Source organism: Lentzea waywayandensis (genome assembly GCF_900115955.1).
In the GTDB taxonomy this organism is placed as follows: Bacteria; Actinomycetota; Actinomycetes; order Mycobacteriales; family Pseudonocardiaceae; genus Lentzea; species Lentzea waywayandensis.
On record NZ_FOYL01000008.1, the window covers coordinates 274,294 to 289,486 of the forward strand.

At 66.4% G+C, this 15,193-nt stretch carries 17 protein-coding genes; 8 read left to right on the forward strand and 9 right to left on the reverse strand.

Annotated elements, in window-relative coordinates; genetic code table 11:
- Nucleotides 1–64 precede the first annotated feature (64 nt).
- The 5 genes from BM417_RS29240 (at nucleotide 65) to BM417_RS29260 (ending at nucleotide 5,033) form a co-directional block, all read left to right on the forward strand.
- The gene (locus BM417_RS29240) at nucleotides 65–1,252 is read left to right on the forward strand and encodes a trans-sulfuration enzyme family protein (RefSeq protein ID WP_093601191.1); all 1,188 of its coding nucleotides are present in this window, start codon (nucleotides 65–67) and stop codon (nucleotides 1,250–1,252) included.
- 138 nt (nucleotides 1,253–1,390) lie between these two features.
- Nucleotides 1,391–2,731, forward strand: coding sequence for an amino acid permease (locus BM417_RS29245; protein ID WP_245822238.1), 1,341 nt, complete (start codon nucleotides 1,391–1,393; stop codon nucleotides 2,729–2,731).
- Nucleotides 2,732–2,772: 41 nt separating this feature from the next.
- Nucleotides 2,773–3,600 carry a hypothetical protein gene (locus BM417_RS29250; RefSeq protein WP_093601194.1) on the forward strand — a complete coding sequence of 276 codons (828 nt, stop codon included), beginning with the start codon at nucleotides 2,773–2,775 and terminating at the stop codon, nucleotides 3,598–3,600.
- A 54-nt stretch (nucleotides 3,601–3,654) separates the two neighbouring features.
- Nucleotides 3,655–4,287 (forward strand): pyridoxal 5'-phosphate synthase glutaminase subunit PdxT, encoded by a 633-nt coding sequence (pdxT, locus tag BM417_RS29255; RefSeq protein ID WP_245822223.1) that lies wholly within the window; start codon nucleotides 3,655–3,657, stop codon nucleotides 4,285–4,287.
- Nucleotides 4,284–5,033, forward strand: a complete 750-nt coding sequence (locus tag BM417_RS29260; RefSeq protein WP_093601198.1) for a YebC/PmpR family DNA-binding transcriptional regulator — start codon at nucleotides 4,284–4,286, stop codon at nucleotides 5,031–5,033. Before pdxT ends, BM417_RS29260 begins: the two co-directional genes overlap by 4 nt.
- Nucleotides 5,034–5,093: 60 nt before the next feature.
- On the opposite strand, the gene BM417_RS29265 is transcribed toward BM417_RS29260, so the two are convergent.
- The 7 genes from BM417_RS29265 to BM417_RS29290 all read right to left on the reverse strand — a co-directional run bounded on the left by BM417_RS29265 (nucleotide 5,094) and on the right by BM417_RS29290 (nucleotide 10,700).
- Entirely contained in the window at nucleotides 5,094–7,454 is a 2,361-nt protein-coding gene (locus BM417_RS29265; protein WP_143138851.1) for an ATP-binding protein, read from the reverse strand.
- On the reverse strand, nucleotides 7,447–7,818 hold the full coding sequence (locus BM417_RS29270; RefSeq protein WP_143138852.1) for a GNAT family N-acetyltransferase: 372 nt from the start codon (nucleotides 7,816–7,818) through the stop codon (nucleotides 7,447–7,449). Before BM417_RS29270 ends, BM417_RS29265 begins: the two co-directional genes overlap by 8 nt.
- Nucleotides 7,819–7,823: 5 nt before the next feature.
- Entirely contained in the window at nucleotides 7,824–8,651 is an 828-nt protein-coding gene (locus tag BM417_RS29275; protein WP_177320664.1) for a phytanoyl-CoA dioxygenase family protein, read from the reverse strand.
- Nucleotides 8,618–9,226 (reverse strand): DUF6879 family protein, encoded by a 609-nt coding sequence (locus BM417_RS48045; RefSeq protein ID WP_177320665.1) that lies wholly within the window; start codon nucleotides 9,224–9,226, stop codon nucleotides 8,618–8,620. The genes BM417_RS29275 and BM417_RS48045 overlap by 34 nt, the downstream gene beginning before the upstream one ends.
- Nucleotides 9,227–9,259: 33 nt before the next feature.
- On the reverse strand, nucleotides 9,260–9,397 hold the full coding sequence (locus BM417_RS29280; RefSeq protein WP_218164591.1) for a hypothetical protein: 138 nt from the start codon (nucleotides 9,395–9,397) through the stop codon (nucleotides 9,260–9,262).
- Between the two features lie 308 nt (nucleotides 9,398–9,705).
- Nucleotides 9,706–9,867: a DUF397 domain-containing protein gene (locus BM417_RS29285; RefSeq protein ID WP_093601208.1), complete on the reverse strand. Its 162-nt coding sequence runs from the start codon at nucleotides 9,865–9,867 to the stop codon at nucleotides 9,706–9,708.
- Nucleotides 9,864–10,700, reverse strand: coding sequence for a helix-turn-helix domain-containing protein (locus BM417_RS29290; protein ID WP_093601210.1), 837 nt, complete (start codon nucleotides 10,698–10,700; stop codon nucleotides 9,864–9,866). The genes BM417_RS29285 and BM417_RS29290 overlap by 4 nt, the downstream gene beginning before the upstream one ends.
- A gap of 127 nt (nucleotides 10,701–10,827) precedes the next feature.
- Between BM417_RS29290 and BM417_RS29295 the strand changes: the two genes are divergently transcribed.
- Entirely contained in the window at nucleotides 10,828–11,328 is a 501-nt protein-coding gene (locus BM417_RS29295; protein ID WP_245822224.1) for a DUF4262 domain-containing protein, read from the forward strand.
- Nucleotides 11,325–11,792 (forward strand): GNAT family N-acetyltransferase, encoded by a 468-nt coding sequence (locus BM417_RS29300; protein ID WP_093601214.1) that lies wholly within the window; start codon nucleotides 11,325–11,327, stop codon nucleotides 11,790–11,792. The genes BM417_RS29295 and BM417_RS29300 overlap by 4 nt, the downstream gene beginning before the upstream one ends.
- Before the next feature lie 348 nt (nucleotides 11,793–12,140).
- On the opposite strand, the gene BM417_RS29305 is transcribed toward BM417_RS29300, so the two are convergent.
- Both BM417_RS29305 and BM417_RS29310 read right to left on the reverse strand, forming a co-directional pair.
- Nucleotides 12,141–12,803, reverse strand: a complete 663-nt coding sequence (locus BM417_RS29305; protein ID WP_093601216.1) for a glycoside hydrolase family 75 protein — start codon at nucleotides 12,801–12,803, stop codon at nucleotides 12,141–12,143.
- 85 nt (nucleotides 12,804–12,888) lie between these two features.
- The gene (locus BM417_RS29310) at nucleotides 12,889–13,452 is read right to left on the reverse strand and encodes a TIGR03086 family metal-binding protein (protein ID WP_093601218.1); all 564 of its coding nucleotides are present in this window, start codon (nucleotides 13,450–13,452) and stop codon (nucleotides 12,889–12,891) included.
- Nucleotides 13,453–13,595: 143 nt separating this feature from the next.
- Between BM417_RS29310 and BM417_RS29315 the strand changes: the two genes are divergently transcribed.
- On the forward strand, nucleotides 13,596–15,071 hold the full coding sequence (locus BM417_RS29315; protein ID WP_093601220.1) for a peptide MFS transporter: 1,476 nt from the start codon (nucleotides 13,596–13,598) through the stop codon (nucleotides 15,069–15,071).
- Nucleotides 15,072–15,193 lie beyond the last annotated feature (122 nt).

Genomic DNA, 15,193 nt, shown 5'->3' on the forward strand with positions numbered 1-15,193 from the left:
CGTTCCACCGAATCGCCTGCGGTCTTGTATCCATCCCGCCGAGGAAGTCTCCACCATTCGGGCCATGACGCGCATCGAGACCATCGCAGTGCACGGCGGCCGCGACGACCTCGCGGAGCTCGGCGTGCACGCACCTCCCATCGACCTGTCCACCACCTACCCCGTGCCTGACCAGGCACTTGGCGGGGAAGCGCTGGGTGAATGGGCCACCGGCGCCGCGCGGGCAGGCTCGCCCGTCTACGCGCGGCTGCACAACCCGACGGTGGCCCGTTTCGAACAGGCGCTCGCGGCTCTCGAGCACACCGAGACGTCCGTGGCGTTCGGAAGCGGCATGGCAGCGGTGACCGCCGTCGTCCAGGCCGCCTGCGTGATGGCGGGAAAACCGCACGTCGTAGCCGTGCGGCCGTTGTACGGCGGCACCGACCACCTGCTGTCGTCCGGTCTCCTGGGCGTCACGACCACGTACGTCGAAGCGGGCCTGGTGTCCTCCGCGATCCGGCCGGACACCGGGCTGATCGTGGTCGAGACCCCGGCCAACCCCAACCTGGACCTGGTCGACATCGAGCACGTCGTGCGCCAGTCGGGCGGCGTACCGGTGATGGTCGACAACACCTTCGCGACCCCGATCCTGCAGAACCCGGCGCTGCACGGAGCCTCGTACGTGCTGCACTCCGGCACCAAGTACCTGGGCGGACACGGGGACGTGCTCGGCGGCGTCGTGGCCTGCTCGGAGGCTCTCGCGGCGGCGTTGCGGCAGGTCAGGATCATCACGGGCGCGGTTCTGCACCCGCTGGGCGGCTACCTGCTGCACCGCGGGCTGGCCACGCTGCCGTTGCGCGTCGAGGCGGCGTCCCGTTCGGCCGCGGTGCTGGCCTCGCGGTTGGCCTCACATGACGCCGTGGAGTTCGTGCGCTACCCGTCCACGTCACGGCAGATGCGCGGGACCGGCGCCATGATCGCGTTCGGCGTGCACGGCGACCCTGTTGAAGTCGTGCGTCGGTTGAGGCTCATCACGCCGGCCGTGTCGCTGGGTTCGGTGGACACCCTTATCGAGCACCCCTCGGCTTTGACCCATCGCCTGGTACCCGGCGAAGAACTGCGGGCATCTGGCGTTCCGGACAATTTGCTGCGCATTTCCGTCGGACTCGAGCACGTCGAGGACATTTGGGATGACCTGAACGCGGCGTTGTGTGATGTCGCTTACGTTAAGTCTTCCCCAGGTGATTACTTGGTGATGACTGCCACTCGCTAGGGTTCCCCGAATCAGCGCGTCGGGGCGCGGGAGGTTCCGACGCGAGCATTTTTCCGTTTCGGAAGGAACCTCCTAGTGAGTTCTGTGGAAACTGATGCGGACGGCTACACCAAGGCGCTGAGCAAGCGTCAGGTGCAGATGATCGCAATCGGTGGCGCGATCGGCGTCGGCCTTTTCCTGGGTGCGGGCGGGCGCCTCGCCACAGCGGGGCCGTCGCTGATCCTCGCGTACGCGGTGTGCGGCCTCGCTGCCTTCTTCGTCATGCGCGCGCTGGGCGAACTCGTCCTCCATCGCCCCGTGTCCGGCAGCTTCGTCGAGTACGCCCGCGAGTTCATCGGCCCGTGGGCCGGCTTCACATCGGGCTGGCTGTACTGGCTGAACTGGGCGATGACCGGCATCGCCGAGATCACCGCCGTCGCGATCTACATGCACAAGTGGTTTCCGGACATGCCGCAGTGGATCACCGCGCTGGTGGCTCTCGTCGTGCTGATCGCGATCAACATGTTGTCCGTCAAGCTCTTCGGTGAGCTGGAGTTCTGGTTCAGCGTCATCAAGGTGACCGCGATCGTCGTCTTCCTGGTGGTCGGCGCGGGCCTGGTCATCGGCAACGCGGACATCGGCGGCACCACGGCGTCGGTCTCGAACACCCTCGGCCACGGCGGACTCTTCCCGGCGGGCTTCGGCATCGCGCTGATGACGTTGCAGGCCGTCATCTTCGCCTACTCGGCGATCGAGCTCGTCGGCATCGCCGCGGGCGAGACCAAGGACCCCGAGAAGATCATGCCGCGCGCGATCAACGGCGTGGTGTACCGGATCGCGATCTTCTACGTCGGTTCGGTGCTGCTGCTGACGATGTTGCTGCCGTGGGACCACTACACCGGAACCGAGTCGCCGTTCGTCACGGTGTTCTCGGCGCTGGGCATCCCGGCCGTCGGCGACGTCATGAACGCCGTGGTGCTGACCGCGGCACTGTCCTCCTGCAACTCCGGTCTCTACTCGACCGGCCGCATCCTGAGGTCGTTGGCGCAGAAGGGTGAAGCTCCGGCCATCACCGGCAAGATGAACTCCCGGCACGTGCCTTACGGCGGCATCCTCTTCACCGGTGTCGCGTACCTGGCCGGCGTGGTGCTCAACTACATCGTTCCCAAGGACGCCTTCGACATCGCGATCGCCATCGCGTCCCTGGGCGTCGTGTCCACGTGGGCCACGCTGATCATCTGCCAGATGAAGCTGCGGCAGAAGGCGTTGAAGGGCGAGATCGAGCGCCCGTCGTACCGGATGCCCGGTGCGCCGTACACGTCGTGGCTCACGCTCGCGTTCCTCGCGCTGGTGGTCGGGCAGATGGCCTTCTCCGACGGTCACGCGGAGAGGATCGCGTTCTGGTCGATCCCGGTCCTGGCACTGGTCTTGTTCCTCGGATGGCGCTTCGTGAAGTCGCGTCAGCCGGTGGAGCAGCGGGATCTCGTCACCGTCGACTGATCGCACTGACCGGAAGGGTCTCCTCGACTACCGTTGCGGCGGTGGACGAGGAGACCCTTTCCTGGTTGCTGGACTCGGATCCGGCGATCCGGTGGCAGGTGCTGCGCGATCTCTGCGACGCGCCCGCCGCCGAGTGGGAGGCCGAACGGGCCCGGATCGAGCACGAGGGCTGGGGCGCGCGGATCCTGGATCACCGCGACGGCGTCCGATGGACCCCCAGGCTGTACGGCGAGAAGTGGATCTCCACCACCTACTCGCTGCTGGAGCTGCGGCAGTACGGATTGCCCGGCGACGTCGTTCGTGACTCCTGTGCGCTGTTCCTGAGCGATGACGTCTGGCGCACGGACATGTGCATCGCGGGGTTCGCGTTGACGTTGCTGCGCTGGGCCTCGCTGCCGCACGACGAGGTGCTGGAGTTCGTCCTGGCCGGTCAGCTCGCTGACGGCGGCTGGAACTGCAGGCCCTCCCGGCACAGCTCGTTCCACACGACGATCAACGTGCTGGAAGGCATGCCCGCCGGAGACGCGGCTGCGCGCGCTCGCGAGTTCCTGCTGGTGCATCGGTTGTACCGCTCGCACCGCACGGGCGAGGTGGTGAAGCGTGAGTTCCTGCGTCCTGTGTTTCCGCCGCGCTGGCGTTATGACGTGTTGCGCGCGCTGGACCACTTCTGGTCGGTCGGCGAGCTTGAGGACGAACGTCTCGGGGACGCGCTGACCGTGCTGCGGTCGAAGCAGTGGAAGGTGACAGCCCCGTACCCCGGCAAGGTCTGGTTCGAGCTGGAACCGCGCGGCGAGCCGTCACGGTGGAACACGCTGCGCGCACTGCGGGTGCTCAGGGGATCGCCCGGACGCGATCGCCCTCGTGCGTGAGGTGTCGAAGGGTGCTGCCCAGCGGGCCTGAGCGGCTCGAATATGCTGGTGAGCATGGTTGTCGCTGCCCCTCCCGTCATTGGCGTGCTCGCTCTTCAGGGCGATGTCCAGGAACACCTCGTGTCGCTCGCGAAGTGTGATGTCACCGCACGGCCGATCCGCAGGCCCGAGGAACTGGAGGAGCTGGACGGCATCGTCATCCCCGGCGGCGAGTCGACGACCATCAGCAAGCTCCTGGTCAACTTCGAGCTGCTCGAACCCCTCAAGGCCAAGATCAAGGCCGGGTTCCCCGCCTACGGGTCGTGCGCGGGCATGATCCTGCTGGCCGAGACGGTGCTGGACGGCCGTGAGGACCAGGAACAGCTCGGTGGCCTGGCGGTCACGGTGCGCCGGAACGCGTTCGGGCGGCAGATCGACTCGTTCGAGACCGACCTCGATCTGGCCGGCGAGAGTGTGCACGCGGTGTTCATCCGTGCGCCGTGGGTGGAGGCGGTTAGCGAGGGGGTCGAGGTTCTCGCTACGGTGCCCGTTACGGCTGAAGCGGGTGATGCCGCCGGTAGGATCGTCGCGGTCAGGCAGGGCAACGTGCTGGCCACGGCGTTTCATCCGGAGCTCACGGGGGATGAGCGCGTCCATCGCCTGTTCGTGGACATGGTTCGTGGTTTGACTGGTTCGGAGGAGAAATGAGCGGCCACTCCAAGTGGGCGACCACCAAGCACAAGAAGGCCGCCATTGACGCCAAGCGCGGCAAGCTCTTCGCGCGGCTGATCAAGAACATCGAGGTGGCGGCCCGCACCGGTGGTGGGGACCCGGACGGCAACCCGACGCTGTTCGACGCCATCCAGAAGGCCCGGAAGAACTCGGTGCCGCTGGACAACATCGAACGCGCCCGCAAGCGCGGTGGTGGTGAAGAGGCCGGCGGTGCCGACTGGCAGACCATCATGTACGAGGGCTACGGGCCCAACGGTGTCGCGGTGCTCATCGAGTGCCTCACGGACAACCGCAACCGCGCCGCCACTGAGGTCCGCACGGCGATGACGCGCAACGGTGGTTCGATGGCCGACCCCGGTTCGGTGTCGTACATGTTCAGCCGCAAGGGTGTCGTGATCGTGCCGAAGGCGGAGACGTCCGAGGACGACGTGATGCTGGCGGTGCTGGAGGCCGGTGCCGAGGAGGTCAACGACCTGGGCGAGGCCTTCGAGGTCGTGTCCGAGGCCGGCGACCTGATCCCGGTCCGCAAGGCGCTCCAGGAGGCGGGCATCGACTACGAGTCCGCCGAGTCGAGCTTCCTGCCGTCGGTGTCGGTGCAGCTGGAGGCCGAGGGCGCGAAGAAGATCTTCAAGCTCATCGACGCGCTGGAGGACTGCGACGACGTGCAGAACGTCTTCGCGAACTTCGACGTGTCGGACGAGGTCATGGCCGAGGTCGGCTGACGACGTCCCACTTTCGGCGGAACGCCGGCCACGCGATGCGCGTGGCCGGCGTTCTCGCGTTCAGACCAGGTCTTCCGCGAGCGAGGTGCGCAGGGCGAGCGACTTCGCGTCGTCGAACTCGGCGAGGATCTCGAACGCCTCCCGTCCGCAGTGCCGGGCTTCGTCGCCGGACAGCTCACGGCTCAGGTTCACGAGGTTCTTGGCGAGCTTCCAGCGGTCGCCCAGCTGCCGATGAGTGGCGACGGCCTGCCGGTGGAAGTCGACGGCGTCGTCACCCCGGCCGAGGTCGCCGTACGCCAGCCCCGCACCTTCCACGGCCATCGCCTCCCGGCTGCGATCGCCGTTCTGCCGGCAGATGACCGCGGCTGCCTGATAGGAGACCAGGGCAGGGCCGGACTCTCCAGCCGCCCGCTGCGCCTTGCCGAGGTACAGCAGAGCCGTTGCCTCCCACAGCCGGTTGGTCATCTCGCGGCTGATGGAGACGGCTTCGGTCGCGAGCGCCAGTGACGTGCCCGAGTCACCGCGGACCCTGGCTACGTAGCTGGTCGCGGTGAGAGCCATCGACTCGTACAGGCGGCTTTCGAGGTCGCGGAACATGCCCAGCGATCTCGTCAGGTGCGCGTCGGCCGCGTCCAGGTCCCTGAGCTGCGCGCACGTGTACCCGAGGCTGTAGAGCACCGTCGCGTGCCACTCCGGGTCGTCCAGCTCCTGTGCCACGTCCAACGCCTCGGAGAACGCGGTTCGGGCATCGTGCAGGCGATGCCGGAACAGGTGCACCCAGCCGAGCCCGTTCAGTCCCTTGACCACGTTGGCCAGATCGCCGAGCTCGCGGTAGGTGGCCACCGCGCCGATGTGGTGCGTGACGGCCTCCTCGAGGCGCATCGTCATGCGGCACAGCCTGCCGAGGCTGTCGTGCATCGCGGCCTCCTCCGCGCGCAGGCCCAGTTCCCGCGCGCAGTCCAGGCCGATCCGCGAGGTCGATCGCCAGTCGTTGAAGTGGTTGTAGGTGGCGTAGATCCGTTCCAGCACGGCGGCCAGCCGCCAGGCCGTGAGGAGTTGCCCGGTGCCGGCCGCCGCTCGTACGGCGGCCTCCAGGTTGAACTTCTCCTCGGCGTACCACCGAGCCGCCTGGCTGTGATCGGCGAAGCCGGGAGGTCCGCTCTCTCCCATCTCGAACAGCAGGGTCGTGTCGTGCGCCAGAGTGAGCGCGCAGTCGTAGCTCGTGCGCAGATACCAGTCGCAGACCCGTTGGACGGCCGCGAGTTGTTCCTCCTGCGACAGCCTGGACTGCGCGCAATCCACCGAGTAGGCCCGCAACAGGTCGTGGAAGCGGTATCGCGCGAAACCCGTCGGCTCCAGCAGGCAGGCGCCCGTGAGCTGGTCCAGCGCGGTGCGCACCTGACGAGGGTTTCCGCCGGCCAGCGCCTCGGCGGCGGCCTCGCTGAAGTCGGCGCCCGGATGCAGGCCGAGCAGGCAGAAGACCAGTGCTGTCTCTTCCGGCAGCGCTCGATAGGACCAGGCGAAGACCGTGTGCACCGCCTCCGCCTCGTCGATGTCACCGGTGGAAAGCGTGTTCCACAGTTCTGATTCGTCGCGCAGATCCGCGATGAGCCTGCTCAACGGCATCGACGGACGACTTGCCGCTCGTTCCGCCGCGATCCGCAGGGCCAAGGGCAGATACGCGCACAGGCCGGCCAGTTCGGCGACCTCCGCGGGGTCGTCCCCGGTGCGGTACTCCCGAATCGTCGTCGTCAGCAACTGAACGGCTTCGGCCTCGGTGAGGGTGTCGAGCGTTCTGCGGCGCGCTCCGTGCCGGATCGCCAGACCCTGCAGATGGCTGCGGCTCGTGACGATGGCGAGGCTCTGGCCCGAACCCGGAATCAGCGGGCGGACCTGCGCGTTGTTCGCCGCGTTGTCGAGGATTATCAGCATGCGCCGCTCGGCGAGCGCGGACCTGTAGAGACTTGATTTCGCCTCGACGTCGGCAGGCACCGCTGCCGCTGGAACTCCGAGCGCGAGCAGGAACCGCTCCAGGGCCTGGTCAGGCGATACGGGCAGACCGGGGTCGTAGCCCCGGAGATCGATGTAGAGCTGGCCGTCGGGGAACTCGGCCCGTGCGCGATGTGCCCAGTGCAGCGCGAGCGAGGTCTTTCCCACGCCCGCGGTCCCGGAAATCACGTACACCACGAGGTTCTCGTCGTCGACGAGGAGTTCGTCGAGTGCGGTGAGTTCGGAAATCCGGTTCACGAATCCCCGGACGCCTCGTGGTGGCTGAAGGGGGCGGTGGCCGCGGCCACCGCTTCCGTAGTGGAAGTGAATTCCACCCTCGACATCGCGTACCTGCACGATCTCGCCGGTGTTGCTGTTCACCAGCGAGCGGTTGCCGGCACCTTCGAGTTCGCCGTCGGAATCGTCAGGCATCTTGATCACCACGGAGCGGAGAGTAGATGTGCTGGTCGTGCCATCGCCCTTCACGCCACAGCGTCCCGCGCAGTACACCCTTGTGGTCGAACAAATAGCGGACGAGGAGTTCCACGGCCTCGGTGCCGTGCCGTTTTCGCTGTTCGTTCACGTGGATGCGCGCCGCGATCCCCCGGCACCAACTGGTGTCCTCTGGTCCCCAGATCCTGCGGAACCAGAAGACGCTGCCGATGGCCCTGTCGTTCACCGCCACGGTGAGGCGGCCGCCATCACGATCGATGGCACCCGGCTCTGCCGGCGTGCGGCCGGGAGAGCTGTCCTGGGGCAGCGGCCGGAGCCGGCATCGGTTCGCGGGGTTCGGCATCGTGCTCACCAGCGGAACTCGCCGAGAAGCTCTCTGAGTTCCGCGTCGCCGGTGCGCGCGAGCGCTGCCGTGAGCGGCTCTTCGACGGGCACGCCGTGCTCGCCGGCCTCGTTCCTGATCCACGACGGGACGTACCCGAGCAGCACCAGGGTTCGGTGCCGTGCCCTCGCGGTCGACGCGGCCGTCCGGTGCCAGAGGCCCCCGTGGATGATCACCGCGTCGCCCGGCTCGAAGAACAGCTCGACCTGGCCGGCGTGATCACCCCGATCGCCCAGCGGGATCCGCAGGTCCGGCCGCAGATGAGAACCCGGCAGCAAGGTCAGGGCGCCTTCGTCCTCCGACACCCGATCCAGGTAGATCAGGCAGTGCAACTGGTGCGGATAGCAGAAGAAGACGGGCAGCGGATCAGGGATGACCGGCAGGTGGTTGTGCCACGGGACGGAGATGCCCGCCGTTCCCGGATAGTGCATCCGAGCGTCGAGGTCGATCCACACCTGGGGTCCGAGAAGTGTGCGCGCTATCGAGAGAACCGGTTCCAGGCGGAGCAACCGGTGGAAATCCGCGTGCTTGTCGAGCAGCCTGCGCAGGTAGATGCTGTCGTGGGCGACCCATTCCGCACCTGGTTTTCCCTCCTCCGCCACGGCGATCTCGTGCACGCGTTCACGAAGAGTCGCCGCCGTTGCCGGTGGAATCAGTCCTCTGCGCACCAGATGGCCGTCCCGCACCAGGCAAGCGATCTCGCCCGGCTCGACCTGGGCCGTGACCACGCGGGTCGGGTAGCCCGCGGACTGGTCGTTGATCAGGAATTCGGTGCGAACCGATGCCTTGTCCACGGTTGTACTCGCTTTCGGCGGGCTACTGTCCGAGCGCGGCCGGTGGCGCGGGGTATGACGAGTTTGCTGCTCCGGATCTCGGCGAGAAGCGCGGAAAGCGGAAATGACCTGGCGTGGAACTCCCGCCACGCCGTTCTCGCCTGTTCGAGGCGCTCTGGCGCGTCGTTCTGGTTTATGTAGAGCAGTTCGCCCTCTTCGTTGTAGCTGAGATCGACGACCACGGTGTCGTCGAACAGCCAGGTGTCCGTGTGGGTGATGTCCGGTACGTCATCCCGGTAGATGAACCGGATGTCCTCACCCGCGGCGCCGTTGATCGCGTAGTACCAGTCGATCTCGAACTGGAGGTACGGAGTCAGCACGTGGTCGATGATGTGCACCCTGCCCATGTACCTGCCATCGGCCACGCACGCCCTGATGTTGTTCGCCCATTCCTCGTTTCGGTTCTCGGGCAGCGGCTTTCCCGAGAGATAGTGTTCGAACTGCGCGCGCTCTTCTTCGACCGAGTAGGCCGGTAGGGTCTCTATTCGGGTCGCGGACTTCTTGAATTCGACGAAGAGTCTGCCGAACTGGTCCATGTTCAGAATGATGGCAACGGCTCCTCTGTCCGGCTACTGGTTGAACGCGCGCTCGAGGATGTAGCGCGGTATTTCGACCGCGCTTTCTCCTGGAGGCAGGTTCAGGCCGGCCTTGTCGCCATCCACGTCGAACCCTTGTACGACTATCGTCCCGTTCTCGGTCTCGTACACAGCGGGACAGGGGCCGTTCCCGCATCCGGACCCGCCGATCTGCCTGAGCTTCACGGTGCTCCCTCCGACGTCACAGTGCAAGGTAAGGGTCCAAAAGTTTATCCGGCGGTGACGACCGCGGACAACCCAGGCCACTCACTTGTCGCACGTTTGCGCCGAACTGGGCAAAAACTGGGACCCATTCATTGACAATTCGTAGACAACCGGCGTGCGATGTCATCCATTCGCGCGGAAAGGCAGTCTGAGCGGGTGAAGGTTCGCCGGTCGACGTCTTGCCGGTGCTCCGGCGAGTGAATTGTGCTACCGGATCAAGGCTGGTCGACCGCCATTTTCAGGAACGCCGACCACGCGTCGGAGGAGACGGGCAGGTGGGTGGACGGCGCCTTGCTGTCCCGGATGCCGACGCCGTGGCCCACCTCGACACAGTTGTCGCCGTCGCCGCTGTAGGTGCTCTTGCGCCACACGGTCATTGGAGGCCCTCCAAGATGCTGTTGATCACCGCCCTCGATTCTTCCTCATCCAGGGCGACAGCAGCGAGGTCCTTCAGGATGTTCTCGTAGGTCTCGACGGTGTCCTTGTCATCGAAGAACAAGCAGCACTTGACACTCTCGATGTAGACGACCGGCGGGTACTTCGGGAACTTCATCAGCCGGAAGTCGCCGGAGACGCCTGCGTGCACGCCGATCGACCTCGGGACGATGCGGATGCTGATGTACTTGCGCACCGACAACCGCAGGAGATGGGCGAGCTGCTCGCGCCACACCTCTTCGTTGCCGACTGGCAGCCACAGCGCCTGCTCGTGCACGTAGAAGGTGAAGGTCCGGCTGTAGTCGAGAATCTCTGTCCTGGCCGCCCTCGCAGCCACCGTCGCCGCGAAGTTCTCGGCCGAGACCGTCCGGGCTTTGGCGGTGACAGCCGCGATGTACTCGTAGATCTGGAGCAGGCCCGGCACGAGGATCATCGACCAGGCGGTGATCTCGGTGGCTTCCTTCTCCTGGTTGATCAGCGTGCGGACCTGGTCCGGCACGCCGTCCTCGGGAATCTGCACGTAGTAGCTGCCGGACTCGCGGAACAGGGCGAGCAGGCGTTCGCGCTCGGCGAGCGGGATGCGGCAGTAGGCGAGCAGCGTGACGACTTCGAGCTCGTTGACGCCGCCCTTGCCGGCGAGCATGTCGGACAACTTGGCCTCTTGCCAGCCGAGCACCTCGGCGAGCTCGCGCTGGGTCATGCCGGTGCTCTCGATGGCGGCTCGGACGCCGTTGCCGAACTCGCGGCCCACCACGCTGGACGATCTCTTGGGCATGGACGGAAGGTAGGGGCAGGGACCGCGAAACCTCTATCGTTTCGCGTCAAATCTGCCTGAAGGTGGGAGCGTTGGAACAGCTCCAAGCAGGCATAAGGCGCCGGAGGGGTGCCGTAGGCTGGGTGTCGTGCTTTCCGACGAAGACATCGAGCTGCGGGCCCGTCTGCTCTCCGCGGCCGACCGGTACGGCCACACCAACATCGTCGTGAACCCGGACGCCGAGGGGCCGGGTTACGTGTTCTCGGTGGGGGCCTGGCGCCGGTTCGGGGTGGCCGAGGCGGTGGTGATCGGGCTGCCGCAGGGCATGGGCGAGAACCTGGTCAACATGTACGTGAAGCGGGCCAGCGACGGCGAGCGGTTCCAGCCCGGCAAGCTCTACGACGACTTCTTCGAGGGCGTGCCGATCACGTTCGAACGGGTCTACAAGGGGTTCTACCCGGAGTTCTTCGGGAGTGCGTACCTGCTCTACGACGGGTCGGAGTTCGCGGCCCTGCAGATCATCGTGCCGACGCCGCAGGGGCAGTGGCCGTGGCAGCCTGACGCGCCGCAAGGGTTCCACGACCACCAGATCATCCTCACGGAGAGCGGTCTTCCCGAGAGCTGGACGCCAGGGGTCACCGGGCCGTGAACGTCCACATCGGACAGCTGAAGCCGGAGCACGCCGGTGAGGTCATGACGATCCAGCGTGCCGCGTACCTCCAGGAAGCAAGACGGTACGGCGCTTGGGATCTGCCGCCGCTCGTCGAGACCCTCGACCAGATCCGCGACCACCTCGCCGACGGCACGCCCGCGCTCGGAGCGTTCAGCGGCCCCAGGCTCGTCGGGTCGGTGCGCAGCCGGGTCGACGGCGAACGGATGGAGGTCGCCCGGCTGTCCGTCGCGCCCGACGTCCAGGGTGGCGGGGTCGGGCGGAGGCTGCTGGAAGCCATCAGCGAGCACGCGCCGGACGACGTGAAGGTCGTCTGGCTGTTCACCGGGGCCGAGAGCGAGGGGAACATCGCGTTCTACGAGAGCGCCGGGTTCGTCCGGGTCAGCGAGCACCTGGACGCCGTCGGTATCAGGTGCGTCACTCTGGAGCAGAAGGTCATCTGACGTTCAGTGGCTGGTCACGAGCGGCTGGCATCGTCTTGAAGCGGTCCACCCATGACCAACCACCGGTGCGGACGTCGATCACACGTCGGCTGATCCGTCCGGCACCCGTTGCCCCCGGTGCATCCGGCGCCGGGGGCAACGTTGTGTTTCGGAGGAGACCAAAACGTTGTCCAGAGGTCGTTGTCCGCTGAAAGCGCTTCGACACTGGACAACGATCTACCTGTAGAAATGCGGGGCGATCGACGGTCCGGGGGGATCCGGGGATCGTGGCCGGGGGAGGAACGCCCCGCCCCGCAGGAGGCACAGGGGGATGCGGAGCGGGGCGTTTCGGAAATTGAACCGGGAAACCTAGTTCTGGCTCAGGAACTGCTGTGCGAGTGACTCGCCGAGTGAGGTGGCCTTGGCGTGGTCCTCGATCGGGGAGACCTTCGAGTTCTTGAAGTAGAGGTAGTGCACCGGGCCGTCGGTGCCGCCGTTCTCCGGGTTCGGGTTGATGCCCAGGTTCACCGCGGACGCGTACGAGGCCTCACCGATGATCGCGGTCGGGCCCGTGTCGCCGACCACCGCGTAGTCGACCCGGCCGTTGTAGATGACGGCGACGACGCCACCGCCCTGGATGCCGAACTTGCGGTAGTCCCAGGTGCCGCTCGGCGAGGGCACGACCACGTACGGGAGCTTGTCCGCGACCAGCGGTTTTCCCTTCGAGTCGTGGAACGCGGTGTCCGGCTGGAACCAGGGATCGGTGCTCTCGTTGCACTTCGCGGTCCGCTGTCCGTCGCAGTCGATGTCCAGGTCGGCCTTGTACCAAACAGCGCCGTTCTTGCCGCAGACCGGGATGTTCGCGGACGTCTCGGAGTCGGACCGGTACTTGCCGCTGGAGATCTGCGAGCACGACGTGAGCTTGGCCAGCAGCTGCGCCGCGCTGGGGCCGGCGGCCTGGGCGGCAGGGGATGCGAGCAGGGAAGCCACGAGAGCGGACACGGCGAAAAGCCCTGGGGCGAGCTTGCGCATTGTTGCCTCTTTCGACAGGGAACTTTCCTGACTGAAAGCGGCGGCAGGCTTACTGTGCGCAATTCACGTCTTACCCGTCAAGGGCCTACGGCTTACGTCCCAGAAGTCCAATCAGTCGCGATTGGTCGTCGGCGTCCGCGGCAACCGGAACGGGCGAATCGAACATCGACGAACCACTCCAGTCCTCGATGTTCCGTTCGACGTAGGACAGAACCGTCGAGGCGAGATCGGGATCAATTCGTTCGTCCGCGCCGATCGAGCGCGCCAGATCCCAGGTGTGGACCGCGAGATCCGTGGTCATCTGCCAGCAGTACTCCTCGGCGTCCAGCAGCCCCGACGACACGTGCACGGGTTTCGCCAGCGCGTGCTTGCCGAGCCACGCCTCGCGCGCCGCCGCGGCCGCCACGACCCAGGACACGAGCGGGTCGTCGCCCAGGTTGTCGTGGTCGAAGCGGTCACCGACCTGCTTCGCCGTGCAGCCGGCGAGCAGTTCCGGGGCCCAGAGCTGCTCGTAGACCAGGTGGCCGACGAGGTCTCTGACCGACCACTCCCGGCAGGGGGTGCCGAGCGACCACTGGTCCGGAGCGATCTCCCGGACCCGCCGGTCGAACTCCGTCATCGCCACGCCGTGCGCCTGGATCAAGTCCATCCCAGCAGTGCATCAAATCCTGCCCAACCGCGCATCCCGGCGTGAGAGTTGGGCCACTCGGACGCAACCCCGATTTCTAACCGTACGAGCGTTCGGCGTAATCTCGACCAGATCCGCCGTGACATCGTTGACACGAGAGGACGATGACTGTGAGCGCTCCTAGCGCCAGCATCTCCGCGCAGGACAAGGGATTCTTCGGGCACCCCCGAGGCCTGTCCACGCTGTTCTTCACCGAACTCTGGGAACGGTTCTCGTTCTACGGGATGAAGGCCATCCTCGGCCTCTACCTGTGGACAGCCGTGTCCGAGGGAGGTCTCGGCGTCGACAAGGCGCTCGCTCTGTCGGTCGTGGCCATCTACGGCACCGCGGTCTACATGTCCGGTGTCGCCGGCGGCTGGCTCGCCGACCGCGTCTGGGGCGGCCAGCGCTCGACGTTCTACGGCGGCGTGCTGATCATGTGCGGTCACATCGCACTGGCACTGCCCATCGGGATCACGGGCGTGTACCTCGGCCTGATCTTCATCGTCTTCGGCACCGGCCTGCTCAAGCCGAACATCTCGACCGTCGTCGGCGGCCTCTACGGCCGCGACGACACGCGTCGTGACGCCGGCTTCACGGTCTTCTACATGGCGATCAACATCGGTGGCTTCGTCTCACCGCTGATCACCGGCGCGCTCGCGGACGGTGTCGGCTTCCACGCCGGGTTCGCCGTCGCCGCGGTCGGCATGGCGGCGGGCCTGATCCAGTACCGGCTCGGCCGCAAGAACCTGCGCGGCTCGGCCGCCGTGGCGCCGAACCCGTTGCACCCGAACGAGAAGGGCCGTGTCTACGGCCTGATCGGTCTCATCGCGGTCGTGATCGGCGCGCTCGGCGTCGTCTCGTACGTGCTGGGTGACGTCGAGGGCGTCATCCTGATGATCAGCATCATGTCGATCATCCTGCCGATCACCTACTTCACCGTGATGTACCGCAGCAAGAAGACGCTGCCGGAGGAGAAGCCGCGCGTCCTCGCGTACATCCCGCTGTTCGTCGCGGCGGCGATGTTCTGGCTGATCTTCGAGCAGAGCGCCTCGGTGATCGCGGAGTTCGCGGACTCGCACGTCGACAACCACGTGTTCGGCTGGGAGTTCCCGGTCGCCTGGTTCCAGTCGATCAACCCGATCATGATCATCGCGCTGGCACCGGTGTTCGCGTGGCTGTGGCTGAAGCTCAAGGACCGCGCCCCCTCGACCCCGCGCAAGTTCGCCGGCGCGCTGGTGCTGGTGGGCCTGTCGTTCGTGCTCATGTACTTCGCGAGCAACTCGGCGGCCGACGGCAAGGTGACGCCGCTCTGGCTCGTGCTGATGTTCCTGATCATGACCTGCGGTGAGCTCATGCTGTCGCCGGTCGGCCTGTCGGTCACGACGAAGCTGGCGCCCAAGGCGTTCGCGTCGCAGACGATGAGCCTGTGGTTCCTCGCGGTCTCCGCCGGCACCGGTGTGGCCGCGCAGCTCGTGAAGTTCTACACGACGAGCCCCTCGGCGTACTTCTTCACGCTCGGTGGCGCGGCCGTGGTCCTCGGTGTCGCGCTCGCGGTGGCGGCTCCGGCCATCCGCAAGCTTATGGCGGGCGTTGAATAAGTCCTTGGGTAAAGGCGAAAGGGAGGCCCGTCGCGGCGGCGGTGCGGCGGGTCTCCCTCTCGTCTACAAGGATGCACTACGCACATGTGTCATTGGGGCACGAACATTGCTCCAGCCGGGTG

Bases quoted from the DNA above. Each gene is read 5' to 3' on its own strand.
- BM417_RS29240 (WP_093601191.1), top strand. From the start codon at position 65: ATGACGCGCATCGAGACCATCGCAGTGCACGGCGGCCGCGACGACCTC.
- BM417_RS29245 (WP_245822238.1), top strand. From the start codon at position 1,391: ATGATCGCAATCGGTGGCGCGATCGGCGTCGGCCTTTTCCTGGGTGCG.
- pdxT (WP_245822223.1), top strand. From the start codon at position 3,655: ATGGTTGTCGCTGCCCCTCCCGTCATTGGCGTGCTCGCTCTTCAGGGC.
- BM417_RS29260 (WP_093601198.1), top strand. From the start codon at position 4,284: ATGAGCGGCCACTCCAAGTGGGCGACCACCAAGCACAAGAAGGCCGCC.
- BM417_RS29265 (WP_143138851.1), bottom strand. From the start codon at position 7,454: ATGCCTGACGATTCCGACGGCGAACTCGAAGGTGCCGGCAACCGCTCG.
- BM417_RS29270 (WP_143138852.1), bottom strand. From the start codon at position 7,818: ATGCCGAACCCCGCGAACCGATGCCGGCTCCGGCCGCTGCCCCAGGAC.
- BM417_RS48045 (WP_177320665.1), bottom strand. From the start codon at position 9,226: ATGGACCAGTTCGGCAGACTCTTCGTCGAATTCAAGAAGTCCGCGACC.
- BM417_RS29285 (WP_093601208.1), bottom strand. From the start codon at position 9,867: ATGACCGTGTGGCGCAAGAGCACCTACAGCGGCGACGGCGACAACTGT.
- BM417_RS29290 (WP_093601210.1), bottom strand. From the start codon at position 10,700: ATGCCCAAGAGATCGTCCAGCGTGGTGGGCCGCGAGTTCGGCAACGGC.
- BM417_RS29305 (WP_093601216.1), bottom strand. From the start codon at position 12,803: ATGCGCAAGCTCGCCCCAGGGCTTTTCGCCGTGTCCGCTCTCGTGGCT.
- BM417_RS29310 (WP_093601218.1), bottom strand. From the start codon at position 13,452: ATGGACTTGATCCAGGCGCACGGCGTGGCGATGACGGAGTTCGACCGG.
- BM417_RS29315 (WP_093601220.1), top strand. From the start codon at position 13,596: ATGACTGTGAGCGCTCCTAGCGCCAGCATCTCCGCGCAGGACAAGGGA.